This is a genomic window from Burkholderia anthina, assembly GCF_001547525.1.
Classification (GTDB): domain Bacteria; phylum Pseudomonadota; class Gammaproteobacteria; order Burkholderiales; family Burkholderiaceae; genus Burkholderia; species Burkholderia semiarida.
This window is the reverse complement of the sequence record NZ_CM003768.1, coordinates 1,516,746-1,533,239: the sequence shown is the minus strand read 5'-3', so window position 1 is coordinate 1,533,239 and position 16,494 is coordinate 1,516,746. Positions and strand designations below refer to the sequence as shown.

15 protein-coding genes and 2 riboswitches are annotated in these 16,494 nt (G+C 68.5%); of the genes, 7 read left to right on the top strand and 8 right to left on the bottom strand.

Features of this window, described 5'->3' with window-relative positions; all coding sequences use genetic code 11:
• Positions 1-2: 2 nt before the first annotated feature.
• The gene (gene cobW / locus WS64_RS07040; RefSeq protein ID WP_060966093.1) at positions 3-1,091 is read right to left on the bottom strand and encodes a cobalamin biosynthesis protein CobW; all 1,089 of its coding nucleotides are present in this window, start codon (positions 1,089-1,091) and stop codon (positions 3-5) included.
• Positions 1,092-1,417: 326 nt separating this feature from the next.
• A riboswitch (cobalamin riboswitch) is annotated at positions 1,418-1,680 on the bottom strand.
• Between the two features lie 149 nt (positions 1,681-1,829).
• On the opposite strand from cobW, the gene WS64_RS07035 reads away from it, so the two are divergent.
• From WS64_RS07035 to WS64_RS07015, 5 genes are all read left to right on the top strand, one after another.
• Positions 1,830-3,968 (top strand): TonB-dependent receptor, encoded by a 2,139-nt coding sequence (locus WS64_RS07035; protein WP_060966092.1) that lies wholly within the window; start codon positions 1,830-1,832, stop codon positions 3,966-3,968.
• Positions 3,969-4,037: 69 nt separating this feature from the next.
• A riboswitch (cobalamin riboswitch) is annotated at positions 4,038-4,275 on the top strand.
• A 171-nt stretch (positions 4,276-4,446) separates the two neighbouring features.
• Complete coding sequence (cobA, locus tag WS64_RS07030; protein WP_059584328.1) at positions 4,447-5,196, top strand: uroporphyrinogen-III C-methyltransferase; 750 nt, start codon at positions 4,447-4,449, stop codon at positions 5,194-5,196.
• On the top strand, positions 5,193-5,570 hold the full coding sequence (locus WS64_RS07025) for a cobalamin biosynthesis protein (RefSeq protein ID WP_059643329.1): 378 nt from the start codon (positions 5,193-5,195) through the stop codon (positions 5,568-5,570). Before cobA ends, WS64_RS07025 begins: the two co-directional genes overlap by 4 nt.
• Before the next feature lie 34 nt (positions 5,571-5,604).
• Complete coding sequence (gene cobO, locus WS64_RS07020) at positions 5,605-6,207, top strand: cob(I)yrinic acid a,c-diamide adenosyltransferase (RefSeq protein ID WP_059584089.1); 603 nt, start codon at positions 5,605-5,607, stop codon at positions 6,205-6,207.
• Between the two features lie 2 nt (positions 6,208-6,209).
• Complete coding sequence (locus WS64_RS07015) at positions 6,210-7,514, top strand: cobyrinate a,c-diamide synthase (RefSeq protein ID WP_060966091.1); 1,305 nt, start codon at positions 6,210-6,212, stop codon at positions 7,512-7,514.
• A gap of 87 nt (positions 7,515-7,601) precedes the next feature.
• On the opposite strand, the gene WS64_RS35175 is transcribed toward WS64_RS07015, so the two are convergent.
• Both WS64_RS35175 and WS64_RS07010 read right to left on the bottom strand, forming a co-directional pair.
• Positions 7,602-7,682, bottom strand: coding sequence for a hypothetical protein (locus WS64_RS35175; RefSeq protein WP_244166584.1), 81 nt, complete (start codon positions 7,680-7,682; stop codon positions 7,602-7,604).
• Between the two features lie 153 nt (positions 7,683-7,835).
• Positions 7,836-8,999, bottom strand: a complete 1,164-nt coding sequence (locus WS64_RS07010) for a M20 aminoacylase family protein (RefSeq protein ID WP_060318504.1) — start codon at positions 8,997-8,999, stop codon at positions 7,836-7,838.
• A gap of 356 nt (positions 9,000-9,355) precedes the next feature.
• Here WS64_RS07010 and WS64_RS07005 point away from each other — a divergent pair, with 356 nt between their 5' ends.
• A complete protein-coding gene (locus tag WS64_RS07005; RefSeq protein ID WP_060966911.1) occupies positions 9,356-10,426 on the top strand; it encodes a type IV toxin-antitoxin system AbiEi family antitoxin in 1,071 nt (356 codons plus the stop codon).
• Entirely contained in the window at positions 10,395-11,300 is a 906-nt protein-coding gene (locus WS64_RS07000) for a nucleotidyl transferase AbiEii/AbiGii toxin family protein (protein WP_060966912.1), read from the top strand. The genes WS64_RS07005 and WS64_RS07000 overlap by 32 nt, the downstream gene beginning before the upstream one ends.
• A gap of 45 nt (positions 11,301-11,345) precedes the next feature.
• Here the strand turns inward: WS64_RS07000 and WS64_RS06995 are convergent, their stop codons facing one another.
• The 5 genes from WS64_RS06995 to WS64_RS06975 form a co-directional block, all read right to left on the bottom strand.
• The gene (locus tag WS64_RS06995; RefSeq protein WP_081066539.1) at positions 11,346-11,762 is read right to left on the bottom strand and encodes a type II toxin-antitoxin system VapC family toxin; all 417 of its coding nucleotides are present in this window, start codon (positions 11,760-11,762) and stop codon (positions 11,346-11,348) included.
• Entirely contained in the window at positions 11,759-12,022 is a 264-nt protein-coding gene (vapB, locus tag WS64_RS06990; RefSeq protein ID WP_059584333.1) for a type II toxin-antitoxin system VapB family antitoxin, read from the bottom strand. Before vapB ends, WS64_RS06995 begins: the two co-directional genes overlap by 4 nt.
• 251 nt (positions 12,023-12,273) lie before the next feature.
• Positions 12,274-13,290 (bottom strand): GNAT family N-acetyltransferase, encoded by a 1,017-nt coding sequence (locus WS64_RS06985; protein ID WP_060966090.1) that lies wholly within the window; start codon positions 13,288-13,290, stop codon positions 12,274-12,276.
• On the bottom strand, positions 13,290-14,129 hold the full coding sequence (locus WS64_RS06980) for a formyltransferase family protein (RefSeq protein ID WP_059643312.1): 840 nt from the start codon (positions 14,127-14,129) through the stop codon (positions 13,290-13,292). The genes WS64_RS06985 and WS64_RS06980 overlap by 1 nt, the downstream gene beginning before the upstream one ends.
• 85 nt (positions 14,130-14,214) lie before the next feature.
• On the bottom strand, positions 14,215-16,452 hold the full coding sequence (locus WS64_RS06975; RefSeq protein WP_060966910.1) for a TonB-dependent siderophore receptor: 2,238 nt from the start codon (positions 16,450-16,452) through the stop codon (positions 14,215-14,217).
• Between the last annotated feature and the right edge of the window lie 42 nt (positions 16,453-16,494).

Sequence of the window (16,494 nt, the reverse complement as noted above, 5' to 3'; positions counted from 1 at the left end):
CGTTACGCCTGTTGCGGCTCGGCCGCGCACGCGGCGTCGAACGCGCGTTGCAGCGCGGCCGCGTCGAGATCCTCGCCGATCAGCACGAAGCGGCTCGCACGCGCTTCGCCGTCCTGCCAGCGGCGGTCGAAATAGCTGTCGAAACGGCGCCCGACGCCCTGGATCACGAGCCGCATCGGCGCGCCCGGCAGCGCGGCGAAGCCTTTCGCGCGATAGATCGTGTGCGCTTCGACCACACGCTGCAGCGCGGCGATCGTCGCTTCGCGCGTGCCGGCGTCGCCCGACACCACGACCGAATCGAAATCGTCGTGATGGTGATCGTGATCGCCGTCGTCGGCCGAGCCGTGATGGTCGTGACGCAGGTGGATCGTTTCCTCCGACGCCGATTCGAGGCCGAGCAGCATCGCGAGATCGAGCGCGCCGCGCGTCGCGCGCACGATCTTCACCTGCGGCGGAATTTCTTCGCGGATCGCGGTTTCGATCCGCGCGAATTCGGTGTCGTCGACGAGGTCGGCCTTGTTCACGATCACGAGATCGGCGGACGACAGTTGATCGGCAAAGAGTTCGTGCAGCGGCGATTCGTGGTCGAGGTTCGGATCGGCGCGGCGCTGCGCGTCGACGGCCTGCGGGTTTTCCGCGAACTGGCCGCTCGCGGCGGCCGGCCCGTCGACGACGGTCACGACCGCGTCGACCGTGAAGCTGTTGCGGATCGTCGGCCAGTTGAACGCCTGCACGAGCGGCTTCGGCAGCGCGAGGCCCGACGTCTCGATCAGCACGTGATCGATGTCCGCGCGGCGCTCGACGAGCGCTTCCATCACCGGATAAAACTCTTCCTGCACGGTGCAGCACAGGCAGCCGTTCGCGAGTTCGTACAGTTGGCCCGACGCTTCGCCCTGCGCGCCGTCGGCCTCGTCGCAGCCGATGCCGCAGCCCTTGAGGATTTCGCCGTCGATGCCGAGCTCGCCGAATTCGTTGACGATCACCGCGATGCGGCGGCCTTCGGCGTGCTGCAGGATGTGACGCATCAGCGTCGTCTTGCCGCTGCCGAGAAAGCCCGTGACGATCGTGACGGGCAGCTTGCGTAGGGTCATGGTAGGTCCGGTGTCGAAGAAGGAATCAGGACGGGATCGTCGCGTCGGTGGCGGCACGGCCATTCACGGGACGGTACGCGGGAAGGTCGCCGCGCAGTCCGGCCGGACAGCCGCGGGACGGGCGGAACAACGAATCGGGCATGGTGCTTCCTTGCGAACGGTCGACATCGTGAATGCCAACACGGCTGCTGCCTGCCCCGCCCGCGTCGCGCCGTTCGCCGTGCCGGCCGGGCGCGTTCGCGCGCCGGCGGATCGGAGGAGACAGCGGGAAACACCGGGCGTCGGGCCTGCCGCGGCCGTGGACGATGCGCCGCCTCCCCGCGGCGCTGAACCCCAACGTTTAGGCCGGTATCCGGGCTGACGAACACGCGCTTCGCCTTCCCGGATGCGCGGCATCCAGTGGCGGTCGTCCGCATGCGCATGGCATGCGGCGAAGCGGCGCTGCGTGGCGCTTGCGCGCGACGCGTTCGCTTACCGTTGCGGGGGCAGCACAGGTTGGCTCGACTGCGGCGCAGGCGGGCTCCCTGTTTCCCGTTTAACTGCGTGCGCCGGAGCGGCGCGCGCGAGCACCAAAACGCGTGCGAGTGTAGGCGGCGGGGCCGGGAGCGTCAAGGCGAGCGGCCAGCAGCGAACGAGAATGATTGTCGTTTTCAACTGATCGAGATAAACTTCACCCGACAACAACGAACCCCGCGCAACGGCAATGTGAGGCAATCACTCAGTCATCCTTAAATTTCCATGTCGAAACGACAGATATCCGGGCGGCCCTTTCCTGTGCTCGCCCTGTCGCTGTGCTCGATCGCCGGCGTTGCCTCCTTTCCTGCCCCGGCGGCCGAGTTCGACGACGAACTGCCCGCGCTCGAGGTGCGCAGCCGCCGTCATCCGAACGATCCGCGCGCCGAAAGCGTGAGTACGGCGACGCGCACCGCGAGCGATCCGCGCGACGTCCCGCAAACCATCGACAGCGTGCCGGTCGAGGAAACGCTGTCCTATGGCGGCCGCACGCTGGCCGACGCGCTGGCCGGCGTGCCGGGTGTGTCGAATACCTCGGACACGCGCTTCGATTCGTTCCGCATTCGCGGCTTTTCCGCCGCGGGCGACCTGCTGCTCGACGGCATGCGCGACGACGCGCAATACGTGCGCAGTCTCGGCAACATCGAACGCGTCGAAGTGCTGAAGGGGCCGGCGGCGGCGCTGTACGGGCGCGGCAGCGGCGGCGGCGTCATCAACCGGATCACCAAGCAGCCGTTGCCGGAAAACTTCGGACATGTGTCGGCGGCGACCGGCAGTTATGGACGACTCGGCGCGTCGGTCGATCTCAACCGGATGCTGTCGGGCGCATGGAGCGTGCGGCTCAATGCCGGACGCGAGCACGCGGGCAGCTTCCGCGACCACGTCGACGGCACGCGCCAGTACATCGCGCCGTCGATCAAATGGCAGGACGCACGGCGAAGCTGGCTGCTGCAGTTCGAATACGACACGTACCGGCGCGTGCCCGATCGCGGCATGCCGGCGTCGGTCGCCGCGGTCGATGCAGCCGGCAAGCCGCTCGCGTACGCGCTGCCGTCCGCGCCGCGCGCGACCTTCTTCGGCGCGGCGGGCCGCGACACGATCCGCGACGAAAACATGAACTGGCGCTCGGTCTTCACGCACGCGTTCGATGGCGGCTGGGAACTGCGCCATACGCTGGGCGTGCTGGATCTGCGCAGCACTTTCGACAACACCTACGTCACGCAAAGCTACGTCACGAAGCCGCGCGACTACCGGCGCGTGCAACGGGCGCGCTACCTGCAGGACATGACGCATCTGAACGTGCAGACCGGCGTCGAACTGGGCGGCAAGGTCGCGACCGGCCCGGGCGTGCATCACCTGCTGTTCGGCATCGAATACGGCTGGCAGAAACGCGCCCCGACGCTCTGGCAGGCCGACGCGGCGCCGGTCCCGATCGCCGGACCGGATCGTCTCGCCCTGGCCGGCTCGACGCCGCGTCCGTATGCGATGAATCGCCACCGTGTCAGCGATTACGCGATCTTCGCGCAGGATCGCATCGACTTCGGGCGAGGGTGGAAGCTCCTCGGTGGCGTGCGGGGAGAACGCTTCGACGTCGATTCGACCAACGCGCTGAACGATCTGCATGCACGGCGCACGACGACGGCATGGAGCCCGCGGCTGGGCGTCGTGTGGTCGCCGGTGAGCGCGCACAGCCTGTATGCGTCGTACAGCAAGAACTTCGCGCCGGTCGGCGGCGACCTGATCGGCATCACGCCCGGCGCGCGCGGCAACGCCAACGATCTCGGCCCGCAATACACGCGTCAATACGAGATCGGCGTGAAAAGCGACTGGCGCGACGGCGCGCTGAGCACGACGCTCGCGCTGTTTCAGCTCGATCTGTACAACCGCCGCGTCGCCGACCCGGTTCGGCCGGGATTCTTCGATCTCACCGGCCTCGAGCGCAATCGCGGTATGGAACTGGGCGTCGCCGGCCGGCTCACGGGCGACTGGTTCGTCCGCGGCGGCATCGGCTGGCAACACGCGCGGGTGGTCGACGCCGAACCGAAGTACGCGGGCAAGCGGTCGGCGGGCGTGTCGGCGTCGAACGGCAGCCTGTTCGTCGGCCATGCGCCGCTGCGCGGTTTTTTCGCCGAACTCGGGCTCGTGTACGAAGGTGCGCGCTACGCCGATCGCGACAACGTGCTCGAACTGCCCGCCTACGTGCGCTGGGACGGCAAGGCCGGATATCGCACGCGCGACCTGGAGGTGACGCTGGCGGCCGTCAACCTGACCGATCGCGACTACTACGCGAATGCGACGAGCGTCGCGCAGATCATGCCCGGCACGCCACGCACGTTCACGCTGACGGCGACGTACAAGTTCTGACCGCGTGCATGGTGCCGCCGCCCCGCGCAGCGGGCGCGCCGGGGCCGCTCGCGCGGCGCACGCGTGTGCTATCGTATGCGCCGCGTTCGGTGCTCGCATGCGCATTCCGTGCATGCAGTTAAACGGGAAACAGGAGGCGGAGACCCGCCCGGCCTGTGCTGTCCCCGCAACGGTACGCCGCCCGCGCAACGCGCTCTGCCGCGCGTGCGCCCAGGCCGCCCGCGATGCCACTGCCCTTCTGCCGGGCGGGAAGGCTGCGGCCTGGCAAGCGGCCAGCCCGGATACCGGCCGACGCAAGGGGCGAGCGCACTGCTCGCCGAACGCCCGATCCGCGGGGGACGGATCGGGTGCGCATTCCACCCGCGTTCGCGCGGGTTTCGCCCCGATCCGCCATGCACTGCCTGCCCGCCGGCCGCCGATGCGCCGCCCGCCTGCCCTGTTCCACTGTTTCGACACGGTGCGCGCCGTGCCGCGCGCGATGAGCCGCGCCTGGCTCGTCGGCGCCGGCCCCGGTGACGCCGACCTGCTCACGCTCAAGGCCGTACGCGCGATCGGCGCGGCCGACGTGCTGCTCGTCGACGATCTCGTGAACCCCGACGTGTTGCGCCATGCGCGCGCCGATGCGTCGATCGAGCACGTCGGCAAGCGTGGCGGCCATGCGTCGACGCCGCAGGAGACGATCGTCGCCGCAATGCTCGCGCACCTGCGCGCCGGCCGCAGCGTCGCACGGCTCAAGGGCGGCGATCCGTTCGTGTTCGGCCGCGGCGGCGAGGAACTGATCGCGCTCGGCGCGGCGGGTTTTCCGGTGGAAGTCGTCAACGGCATCACGGCCGGCATCGCCGCGCCGGCCGCGCTCGGCATCCCGGTCACGCACCGCGGCGACGCGCAAGGCGTGATCTTCGTCACCGGCCATGGCGCGGGGGCCGACGAGCCCGACTGGCGCGCGCTCGCGGCCACCCGCATGACGATCGTGATCTACATGGGCATCCGCCGGCTCGACGCGATCGCCGCGGCGCTGCGCGACGGCGGCCTGCCCGGCGACACGCCGTGCGCGGCGATCGAGAACGCCACGCGCGCCGAACAGCGCCACGTACTCGCGACGCTCGATACGCTCGTCGCGCGCGTCGGCGAAACCGGCATCGGTTCGCCGGCGATCGTCGTGATCGGCCGTGTAGCCGCGCTCGCCGACGATCCGGCGGTGCGTGCGGCGCTCGGCGGCCGCGCATGATGCGCGTCGCGCTCGGCGTCGGCTTCCGCGCGGGCGTCACGCCCGCGCAACTCGATGCCGCGATCCGCGCCGCGCTCGCGCGCCATCCGGGCGCCGAACCGGCGCTCGTCGCGACGCTCGCCGACAAGGCGCGCGCGCGTGCGCTGCGCACGCTGTGTGCGCGCCGTGGCTGGCCGCTCGTCGCGTTCGATGCTGCGCAACTCGCGAGCCGTCCGGAATTGGCCGCGAGCGGTCCTTCCGACGCCGCGCTGGCCCGCTTCGGCGTCGCGGGCGTGGCTGAGCCGTGCGCGCGGCTCGCGGCGCCGCATGGCCGGCTGCTCGGCCCCAAATCCATCCGGGACGGCGTGACGGTCGCGCTCGCCGGCCCGCTCTGAACCCATTGTTTCGCTTTCGACAGGACGATTCCCGATGAAGACCGATTCCGAATCCCATCAGCGGATGGCCGAACGCCGCCGCGCCGGCCACGAGAAGAAGCAGGCCGCCGCCACGCAGGAGAAAGGCCTGCTGATCGTCCACACCGGCAACGGCAAGGGCAAGAGCACGGCCGCGTTCGGGATGGCCGTGCGCGTGCTCGGCCACGGCATGCGGCTCGGCGTCGTGCAGTTCATCAAGGGCGCGCTGCATACGTCCGAGCGCGACTTCCTCGGTGCGGTCGCACAATGCGATTTCGTGACGATGGGCGACGGCTATACGTGGAACACGCAAAACCGCGACGCCGACATCGCGACCGCGCGCAAAGGCTGGGACGAGGCGCGCCGGATGATCGAAAGCGGCGACTACCGGATGGTGATCCTCGACGAACTGAACACCGTGCTGAAGTACGAATACCTGCCGCTCGACGAAGTGCTCGCGACGCTCACGGCTCGACCGGAGTCGGTGCACGTCGTCGTCACCGGGCGGCACGCGCCCGATGCGCTGATCGATGCGGCCGATCTCGTCACCGAAATGCGACTCGTCAAGCATCCGTACAAGGAGCAAGGCGTGAAGGCGCAGCGCGGCGTGGAGTTCTGAGCATGCCGGCCTGCCCCGCGCTGTTCGTCAGCGCGCCCGCGTCGGGCCAGGGCAAGACGTCGGTGACGGCCGGCCTCGCGCGGCTGCACCGCCGGCTCGGCCGCCGCGTGCGCGTGTTCAAGACCGGGCCCGATTTTCTCGATCCGATGCTGCTCGAACGCGCGAGCGGCGCGAGCGTGCATGCGCTCGACCTCGGCATGGTCGGCGAGGCCGGTTGTCGCGCGCTGCTCGCCGAAGCCGCGCGCGACGCGGACCTGATCCTGATCGAAGGCGTGATGGGCTTGTTCGACGGCACGCCGAGCAGCGCCGATCTCGCGGCCGCGTTCGGCGTGCCGGTCGTCGCGGTGATTTCGGCGAAGGCGATGGCGCAGACGTTCGCGGCGATCGCCTTCGGGCTCGCGCGGTTCCGGCCGGGGTTGCCGTTTCACGGCGTGCTGGCCAACCGCGTCGGCTCGGCGCGGCATGCGCAATTGCTGCAACAGGCGTTGCCCGGCGACCTGCGCTGGCTCGGGCACGTGCCGGTCGATGCGGGTATTGCGCTGCCGGAGCGGCATCTCGGCCTGCATCAGCCGGCCGATATCGACGATCTCGATGCACGGCTCGACCGCGCGGCCGATGTGCTCGCGCAAACCGCGCTCGCCGAGTTGCCGCCTGCCGTCACATTCGCGGAACCGGACGTGGCCGCGCCGCTGCCGCGTGCGCTGGCCGGCAAGCGGATCGCGGTGGCGCGCGATGCGGCGTTTTCGTTCATCTATCCGGCGAATCTCGCGTTGCTCGACGCACTCGGTGCCGAGCTGCGGTTCTTCTCGCCGCTCGCCGACGAACCCGTGCCCGACGATTGCGACGCGCTGTTTTTGCCGGGCGGCTATCCGGAACTGCATGCGGCGACGCTCGCGGCGAATGCCGCGACCGCACGGACGATTCGCGCGCATGCGGCCGCCGGCCGGCCGATCGTCGCGGAATGCGGGGGGATGGTGTATCTGTGCGAATCGCTGACCGACGTGGATGGCTCGGCGACGCCGATGCTCGGCGTGCTGCCGGGCCACGCGACGATGCAGCGCCGGTTCGCGGCGCTCGGCATGCAGCAGCTCGATACGCGCACGGGGCCGATGCGCGGTCATACGTTTCACTACTCGCGGCTCGCGACGCCGCTGGTGCCGATTGCGAACGCCACGCGCCCCGACGGCACGCCGGACGGCGGCGAAGCCGTCTATCGCAGCGGCGCGATCGTCGCGACGTACATGCACATGTACTGGCCGTCGAATCCGGATGCGGTCGTTGCGTTGTTCAGCGGGGAAGCGTTCTAGGCTGATCGATGTCGAGCCTGCATCGAGGCGGCATCCTGTCGGGTTTGAGCGTCGCTTTGTAGCGACTACGGCATTCGACGTGCGCGGCTACGGATGCCGTTCGATGTCCATTCGCTGATGCAGGAGCCGAATCACATCGATCGCGTCATCCGTTTCACGGTAAAACACAACGTGAGAGCCAGCGGGGTAGCGAAAATACCCGTCGCGAACGACGCAAGTTCGCCCCGTTTTTTGCCGCGCGCAGCGCTTCGATGGTGCCGCTCAGATCACGGTGATGGTGCTCTGCCTGCTCCGGAGACCCACGCTGTCTAGCCTCGTCCGTCACACCAGAAACGCCTCGGCCAACTTCACCCAGTACGACGCACCGGTCGGCAACGCCGCGTCGTTGAAGTCGTAGCCGGGGTTGTGCACCATGCAGCCGCCCTCCCCGTCGCCGTTGCCGATGATCAGGTAGCAGCCCGGCCGCTTTTCGAGCAGGAACGCGAAATCCTCGCTGCCGGTGAGCGGCACCATTCCGTCGATCAGATTGGCTTCGCCGACCCATTCACGCGCGACGCCGCGCGCGAACGCCGTCATCTCCATGTCGTTGACGAGCACGGGGTAGCGGCGCTGGTAGTCGATCGTCGCGGTCGCGCCGAACACGGCTGCCTGCGCATGCACGACCTCCTTGATGCGCGTCTCCAGCAGGTCGCGCACGTCGGGCTTCAGCGCACGCACGGACAGGCGCATCTGCGCGCGATCGGGAATCACGTTCGGCGCGTCGCCCGCATGGATCGCGCCGACCGTGACGATCGCCATGTCGAGCGGCGACACGTTGCGCGACACGATCGTCTGTAGCGCCAGCACGATCTGCGCGCACACGACGACGGGATCGATCGCCCGGTGCGGCACCGCGCCGTGTCCGCCGCGGCCCTGCACGTCGATGACGACCGTATCCGACGACGCCATGAACGGCCCCGGCAGGAAACCGAACGTGCCGGTCGGGAAGCCCGGCATGTTGTGCATCGCGAAGATCGCGTCACAGGGAAATTGCTCGAACAGCCCGTCGTCGAGCATCTTCTTCGCGCCGCCGAGCCCTTCCTCGGCCGGCTGGAAAATCAGGTTCAGCGTGCCCGAGAAGCGGCGTTCGCGCGCGAGGTGCTTCGCGGCCGCGAGCAACATCGCCGTGTGGCCGTCGTGGCCGCACGCGTGCATCTTGCCCGCGATCGTGCTCTGGTACGGCAGGCCCGTCGTTTCGTGGATCGGCAGCGCGTCCATGTCGGCGCGCAGCCCGAGGCGCTGCTGGCCGTCGCCCACTTTCAACTGCGCGACGACGCCGGTGCCGCCGAGCCCGCGATGCACGGTGTAGCCCCATGACTGCAACTGCTCCGCGACGAGATCGCTCGTCGCGAATTCCTCGAAACCCAGTTCGGGGTGGGCGTGGATGCGATGCCGGATCTCGATCATTTCGTCGGCAAGGCCTGCGGGGATCACGCTGTGCGTCACGGTGTCGTCTCCTGTTGTCCAGTGGGGAACGTGCAGGCAAGGATAGTTCGTTGAGCGACAACCGGACAGACAGAAAGTCGTCGCGGTGGCAACCGTTGATTGTCGGTCGATCGCAGGGCGCAGGGCCAAGCGCGGCCGCCCGTATGGGCTATCCCATACGAACGACTGCCGCTAGCGACAGGCATGCCCGACACTGGTGTTCAGGCTCGATTTTCACACGGAGGTTATCGTTGGCAGTCGCCCAACATTCCGGAATAATCCCTTTACATCAACGGGTTGAAATGATTTGTTCATTTTTTGACGGTTGTACATTTTTTGTGTACGCTGACAAAACAGTGAACAAGCGATTCTCCGTGATGCCCGCGAACGTCCCCCTCCCCATCTCGGAACAGCACGTGCTCGACGAGGCTTGTGCCGCGTTCGGACGCGCGACCCGGCGCTTCGCCGCGCGGCCCGTGCGCGTGCCGCAGGCGTACCAGGCGCGCGCCGACGCCATGATCCGCTTCGACATCGCCGGGCAGACCTTCGAGATGCCGGCAGCCGTGAGCGTCGGCGTCGAATCGCTGCAAGCAGCGCTCGCGGCGCTGCGTCGCCGCGGCGGCCCACCGGTGCCGGGCGAGCGGCCGCTGATGCTGGTCGCACCTTATTTTTCTGCCGAACTGGCCGCCCGCCTGACCGAGCACGACATCCCGTTTCTCGATACCGCCGGCAATGCGAGCCTGATCCAGCCGGAGGCCACCCTGATGATCTCCGGCCGACCGAAACCTGCGCGTACGCCGCGCCGTCAGGCGTCGCGCGCGACCACGCCCAAGGGGCTCGCCGTGATGTTCGCGCTCGCGACGCACCCGGGCCTCGTCGCCCAGCCGTACCGGGCGATCGCCGCCGCATCGGGCGTCGCGCTCGGCACGGTCAATCTCGCGATGGACGACTTGATCGCGCGCGGCCTCGTCGCGCAGCGGCGCAACGGCGAAAGGCTGATGCCGGACTGGCCGCGCTTCCTGCAGGAATGGGTCGCGCTGTACCCGAGCCGCCTGCGCGCGAAACTGCCGGCCCGGCGGTTTGCCGCGATCGCACCCGACTGGTGGCGCGGCTTCGATTTCGCCGCCTTCGATGCGCGGCTCGGCGGCGAAGCGGCGGCGGATCTGCTGACGCACGACCTGAAGCCGGCGGCGATCACCGTCTATACGCACGGCGCCGTGCCGAACCGCCTGCTGCTGCAGGCGCGCCTGCGCCCGGACGAGCACGGCGACGTCGAGCTGCTCGAAGCGTTCTGGCCGCGCTCGCCGGCGCTCGACTGGCACGAGCAGGATGTGCCGCTCGTGCCGCCGCTCCTGATCTATGCGGATCTCGTCTCGTCCGGGGACAGCCGCAACCTTGCTGCCGCCGAACGAATCCATGACCGATACCTCACCCACCCGCCCGCTTGAAGTCGAGGCGAGCCGGCCGCTCGAACCGGCGGCGGTCGCGCTGCTGCGAGCGGTCGGCACGGCCTGCGCGCAGCTCGACGCGGCCTTCGTCGTGGCCGGCGCAACCGCGCGCGACATTCTGATGTGGCATGTCCACGGCATCCGGCCGGCGCGCGCGACGCGGGACGTCGACGTTGCCGTATGCGCGGTGAGCTGGCCGTTCCACGCGCAGCTCGTCGATACGCTCGTCGCGACCGGGCGATTCACGCGAGCACCGAAACAACAGCAGAAACTGCTGTTCGAAAGCGGCATGCCGGGCTTTCGCACCGAGCTCGATCTCGTGCCGTTCGGGCCGCTCGAAGCGCCGCCGGGCGAAATCGCGTGGCCGCCGGCCGGTGAATTCGTCCTGAACGTGCTCGGCTTCCAGGAAGCGGTCGACACGGCGCAACTGGTATCGATCGACGCGCGGACCGTGGTGCCGGTCGCCCGTTTGCCCGCACTCGCGCTGCTCAAGCTGCTCGCGTGGAAAGATCGGCGCGCGCGCCAGAACAGCGACGCGTACGACCTGCTGTTTCTGCTGCGCCACTATCATGACGCCGGGAATCGCGAGCGCATCTGGGATGCGGCGGCCGATCTGCTCGAGACACATGCGTTCCAGCCCGGTCTTGCCGCAGCCGGGTTGCTCGCGCGGGATGCGAAACGCATCACCCTGCCGCAAACGCGCGACGCCATCCGCGCATTGCTGTCCGACGAAGCAACCTATGCGGCACTCCGCCAGGATCTGCTCGCTCGCGCGTTCGCGCTGCTGCCAGGCGAATTCAGCGACGACGCCGAACGGTATCTCGACGCGTTCCGCCGCGCGTTTCTCGTCGATTCGCCCCCACCGCACGCATGATGCGCCAAGCAGCGGCGACGGCATCGCACTTTCAGCCCGACGTGTTCATGCCGCCCAATCTTCCAGCGACAACCCCGCGACACGGCCGAATTCGCGGCCGTTGTGCGTGACGAGCACCGCACCGGCCGCGATCGCATGCCCGGCGATCGACGCATCGTTTGCGCCGATCGGCGTGCCGCGTACGGCGAGCGCCGCGCGAATCGCGGCCGTGGCGTCCACTGCCGCGGAATCCCACGACAGCACGCCATCCAGCCGGGAAACGAAGGCCGTCACGAGTTCCGCATGCTTCGGGGACGCTCGTTTGCCAACCGCGCCGAAGCGCATCTCGGCGTAGGTAACGGCCGACACGACGATCCGGTGCTGCGCGTTGACGCACGACTGCAACCGCGACAGCACGACGGGTGGCCGCTCGCGCATGATGAACGAACAGATGTTCGTATCGAGCATGTAGAGCGTGGTCACCGGTTGGACTCCGTCGGGGCGTCGGCGTCGCCGGACAGATCGAAGCGACCGGACTCGATGACGGCCGGGCGTTCGGCAAGGAAATCGGCATCGGCCAGCGGTTCGTTCGCGAACGACAGCCACGTGGGACGTACCGGCCGCAACAGCAGCGTATCGCCCTCGCGGCGGATCTCGAGTTCCGTGACACCCTCGAACTCCATGTCCTTCGGGATGCGGATTGCCTGGTTACGGGCGTTCTTGAAAATGGAAACGGTGCGCATGAGCCACTCCATGGAAGTACGATGCGCCCATTCTAGACATATGCCGACATATGTCAATTTGGCGGGTGGCGAACTCGCGGTTGCGTCCCACGTTGTCGAGGATGTCTGATTCATGCTGGCGGCCTGTCGTCGATGAGAGAAGTGCCCCATTCTTCATGACGCAGGCCGCGCGGTCCATATACCGGACGGCAGATGCATGCGCATCGCAAGGCCGCGCGCACCGTCGCAGCGACGCCGCGTGCCCGGCCCCGTCAAGGCAACCGGAAAGTGTCAAAAAACGTATCGCGCTCGATCACGGTGAGCGCCGCGCGCTTGTGCGGGAAATCGAATTCCTTCAGCGTGTAGAACCCGAGCCGGTGCATGTACGCGATATGCCGCACGTGATCCACGCGCGGCTCGCCGACGAGCCGCTGCGTACGCGGCTCGTCGACGAACATGTAGTGCAGCACCCCGCTCCACCACGCATGCAGCTTGCCCGCGCTCTGGAAACGCGAATCGCCGATCAGCAGGTGCAGCCCGCGATCGTAGTCGTGCGCGTCGTAGAACGGCGCGAGGCGGTCCTCCTTCGCCCAGTAGAACTCGAAATAGCCGAACGGCGTGTCGTCGAAATAGCCGATCATCGGGTGCATGTGCGGGTCGGCCAGCCGTTCGGCGAGATACGCCGCATGCTCGTCGCGCGTGCCGCGCTGGTCCCAGAAATGCGCGACACGGTCGAGGTTCATCCAGCCGCTGAACAGGTCCGCGTGTGCATCGATGTCGACGGTGCGCAGGCTGAACGTCATCCCGACCTGCGGCATGTGGCGCGCATAGATCTCGCCAGCCGGCGACGGCGGCCGCACCGGATGCCGATGGCCGTTCGTGATCGCGTAGCGCAGCGGCATTCCGCCCGACGCGCTCGCCTTCAGCCACGGCCGCGGATTCTGCCAGAACGTCGTGCGCGACACGGTGAGCCGCAGCGTGTCGCCCGCGACTTGCGCGCCGTCGATCACGCCCTCGCGCACCGCACGCGCGACGTACGCCGCCACGGCCGCCGCATCGGCGCCGCCGCGCGGCACCGAGATCGTTGCCGCGTCGTACCGCGTGTCGGTGTTGAACAGCGCGACGAACGTCGCGAGCAGCGCGTCGGGTGTGTCGTCGGACCGCCATGCGTCGAGCGCATGCTCGACGACGGCCGCCGCCTGCCCGTGCGCGGCGCCGTCGAGCGCGGCGGCCGCTTCACCTTCGACCGCGTCGGCGGCGCCGGCCGGTTTCGTCAGCGTGTCTTGCATCACAATGCTCCCGCGTCGTGGCGGTCGGCGAGGACGTGCAGCCCGCGCTCGAGCGCCGGAAACAGGCTGCGCTGGAAGTTGTTCCAGCGCAGTTCGAGAATCGTGTCGTCCGGCGCGATCGGCGTGTCGAGCACGTCGCAGATCACCTCGCCGGAATCGATACCGTTGTCGACGTAGTGGAACGACGCACCCGTCATCGTCACGGGTTCGACCGCCGACGTGGCGCCAGTGGCCCAGTCGACGCGTTCGCCGCGCGCGCCGTGCAGCGCGTCGAGCGTCGCCCACGCGCCACGCCGCTGGTACGGCGAATCGTCGGCCGTGATGCCCGGGTGGATGTTCGCGATGCGCCGGTGAAAGCGCGCGCCCGGCCGCACGAGTTCGTCGAGGATCACGAGCAGCCCGTCGAGCACGACGATGTCCGCTTCGAGTTCGAGCAGGCGTTCGAGCACGCGGCGCTCGAACGCCTGTTTGCCGGCCACGCGCTCGCGCGCGTCGCGCGGCAGCCGCCGGTACGTCGACGCAATCGTGCAGAACAGTTCGTCGACCGGCCTGCCCTGCACCGTCAGGCCTTCCGGCAGGATCCACGGTCGGCCCGGGGTGCGCGCGAAACCGTAGTCGGCCACTTTCGCGCGGTCGGCGGGCGAGCCTTCGTCGTCGTCGACGATCACGCCCTGGAGCGTGTAGCGTTCGCCGAGCGGCGAATCGTTCAGGCGCTCGACGAGGAATTCGAGCGGCGCCTTCATGTAGCGCGTGCCGCCCCGATAAGCGACCGGCTGGCCGGCACGATCGGCCGCGCCGTTGCGCAGCGACTGGATGTAGACGAGATTTTTCTTCGGCATGGATGCGTCGTGGAAAAGCGGACGAAGGCGCCGCGGCCGCCCGCGCCGGCCACGAAGGCCGGCCGGCGAGCCGCGGCGCGCGACGTCACCAGTTGTATTTCGCGGTCGCGATTACCGTGCGGTCGGTCCCGAAAATGCAGACGTTGTTCGACTGGCAACCGCTGATGTAATGACGGTTGAACAGGTTCGTCCCGTTCACGGCGAAGCGCCAGTTACGCATGTCGTAATGCAGGCCCGCGTCGAACAGCGTGACGCTCGATACCGTCAGCGAGTTGTCGGCCGCACCGGCCGACGCGCTCTGGTAGCGAATGCCGCCGCCGAGGCCGAAGCCCGCGAGCGGCCCCGTGTGCCACGTCCAGTCGGTCCACAGCGACGCCATCTGGCGCGGCCGCGGGATATCGACCGGCCAGTTGTTCAGCGAGACGTCGTTCGCCTGCACGTTCTTCACGTCCTGATAGACGTACGACGCGATCACCGACAGGTTGCGCGTGACCTTGCCGGTCGCGCTCAACTCGATCCCGCGCGAGCGTACCTCGCCCGTCTGCACCGACTTCGTGCCGGTCGGGTCCTGGCTCGGCAGCGCCGACGTGAGCACGTTGGTCTGGTTGATCTGGTAGATCGCCGCGTTCAGCATCAGGTTCTTGCCGGGCGGCTGCCAGCGCAGGCCGGCTTCGATCTGCTTGCCGCGCGTCGGCTGCGGCAGCCCGCCGCCGACCAGGTTCACGCCGATCAGCGGATTGAACGACGTCGCGTAGCTGACGTACGGCGACAACCCGTAATCGCCCTGGTACGTGAGGCCGACGCGGCCGGTGAATGCCGTCACATCGGCCTTCGTCGACGTGCCGGCCGCGCGGTCGTCCTGCCGCAGGTTGACCCAGTCCTCGCGGCCGCCGAGCGTCAGCGTCCAGCGGTTCCACTTGATCTGATCCTGCGCGTACAGGCCGAACGTGTTCAGCGTCGTGTACGTGTTGGTGCGGAACGTCGCGTCGGGCGTGAACACCGCCGTCGTGACCGGCTGGTACACCGGGTTGTAGATGTTCAGCGGCGGCGCGGCGGCCAGCCATTCGCTGTCGGTCGCGGTCTGCCGGTTGTACTGGAAGCCGAGCAGCAGCGTGTGCTGGAGCGGGCCCGTGGCGAAGCGGCCCTCGAGGTTGTTGTCGATGTCGAAGCGGCTGTAGTTCATCTGGAACACGCCGGCCCAGCGCGACACGTCGGTCGTGCTGCCCTCGACGAAGCCGTTGCCGAACACCGAACCGTTGTCGAGCGACAGGTGCATCAGCCGCGTGTTCTGGCGGAACGTCCAGGCCGGCGTCAGGTTGCGCTCGAACTGGTAGCCGACCGACCACTGCTTCTTGCGGTAGTAGTTGAAATTCGGGTCGCCGCCGTAGACGTCCTTGTCGAGCTGCCCGTTCGGATTCGGCAGCACCGTGCCCTGCGCGGGCAGGAAGTTCGACGAGATGTCGCCCCAGTCCTGCAGGTAGGTCGCGGACAGCGTCAGCGACGTATCCGCGTCCGGGCGCCAGCGGAACGACGGCGCGAGCGCGACGCGCTGGTCGTTGTTCGGGCCCGTCAGCGCGTTGCCGTCGCGCGCGACGCCGACGAACCGGTACGCATACTTGCCGTCCGGATCGAGCTTGTCGCCAACGTCGATCATGAACTGCTTGCGCGCGTAGTTGCCGATCTGCACGCCCGCTTCGCGCACGCGCTCGCCGTCGGCGAGCTTGGTGTGCACGTCGATGATCGCGCCCGGATCGCCCGCGCCGTACAGCACCGAGGTCGGCCCGCGCAGCACGCTGATGCTGTCGATCATGTACGGATCGACGCGCCAGCTCGCGAGGTTGATCGTGTTCGGCACCTGCAGCCCGTTCACGTAGGCGGTCGGCGTGAAGCCGCGCAGCGCCGCGTACCAGTCGGAGCGGTTGTCCGAGCCGTACGACGAGAAGCCCGGCACGTAGCGCAGCGCCGCGTTCACGTCGGTGGCGCCGGTCATCTCGATCTGCTGTGCGGTGACGACGTTGATCGTCTGCGGGATCTCGTTGAGCGGCGTGTCGGTCTTGGTGCCGGTCGTGCTGCGCTTCGCGACGAGCCCGACCGTGCCGTCACCTGCCGAGGCCGCGTTGACGGTGATCGCCGGCAGCGTGCCGTTTTGCGCGCTGGTCGACGCATTCGCCGTCGCGCCGTTTTGCGCACTGCTGGCCGACGCCGCGGCGCCCGCGTTCACGGCCGGCGCCGTCTGGGCGTATGCGTGCCCTGCCGCCGTACCGAACGCCACGCTCGCCGCGGCTGCGATCGCACGCAAACGCGTGCCTGTTGCCCACTCCATCTTCTTCTGCTCCACTTTTTCATGCGGTCTCCGACCGCGCCT

Coding starts and splice junctions, on each gene's coding strand:
- cobW (WP_060966093.1), bottom strand. CDS start 1,091: ATGACCCTACGCAAGCTGCCCGTCACGATCGTCACGGGCTTTCTCGGC.
- WS64_RS07035 (WP_060966092.1), top strand. CDS start 1,830: ATGTCGAAACGACAGATATCCGGGCGGCCCTTTCCTGTGCTCGCCCTG.
- cobA (WP_059584328.1), top strand. CDS start 4,447: ATGAGCCGCGCCTGGCTCGTCGGCGCCGGCCCCGGTGACGCCGACCTG.
- WS64_RS07025 (WP_059643329.1), top strand. CDS start 5,193: ATGATGCGCGTCGCGCTCGGCGTCGGCTTCCGCGCGGGCGTCACGCCC.
- cobO (WP_059584089.1), top strand. CDS start 5,605: ATGAAGACCGATTCCGAATCCCATCAGCGGATGGCCGAACGCCGCCGC.
- WS64_RS07015 (WP_060966091.1), top strand. CDS start 6,210: ATGCCGGCCTGCCCCGCGCTGTTCGTCAGCGCGCCCGCGTCGGGCCAG.
- WS64_RS07005 (WP_060966911.1), top strand. CDS start 9,356: ATGCCCGCGAACGTCCCCCTCCCCATCTCGGAACAGCACGTGCTCGAC.
- WS64_RS07000 (WP_060966912.1), top strand. CDS start 10,395: ATGACCGATACCTCACCCACCCGCCCGCTTGAAGTCGAGGCGAGCCGG.
- vapB (WP_059584333.1), bottom strand. CDS start 12,022: ATGCGCACCGTTTCCATTTTCAAGAACGCCCGTAACCAGGCAATCCGC.
- WS64_RS06985 (WP_060966090.1), bottom strand. CDS start 13,290: ATGCAAGACACGCTGACGAAACCGGCCGGCGCCGCCGACGCGGTCGAA.
- WS64_RS06980 (WP_059643312.1), bottom strand. CDS start 14,129: ATGCCGAAGAAAAATCTCGTCTACATCCAGTCGCTGCGCAACGGCGCG.
- WS64_RS06975 (WP_060966910.1), bottom strand. CDS start 16,452: ATGGAGTGGGCAACAGGCACGCGTTTGCGTGCGATCGCAGCCGCGGCG.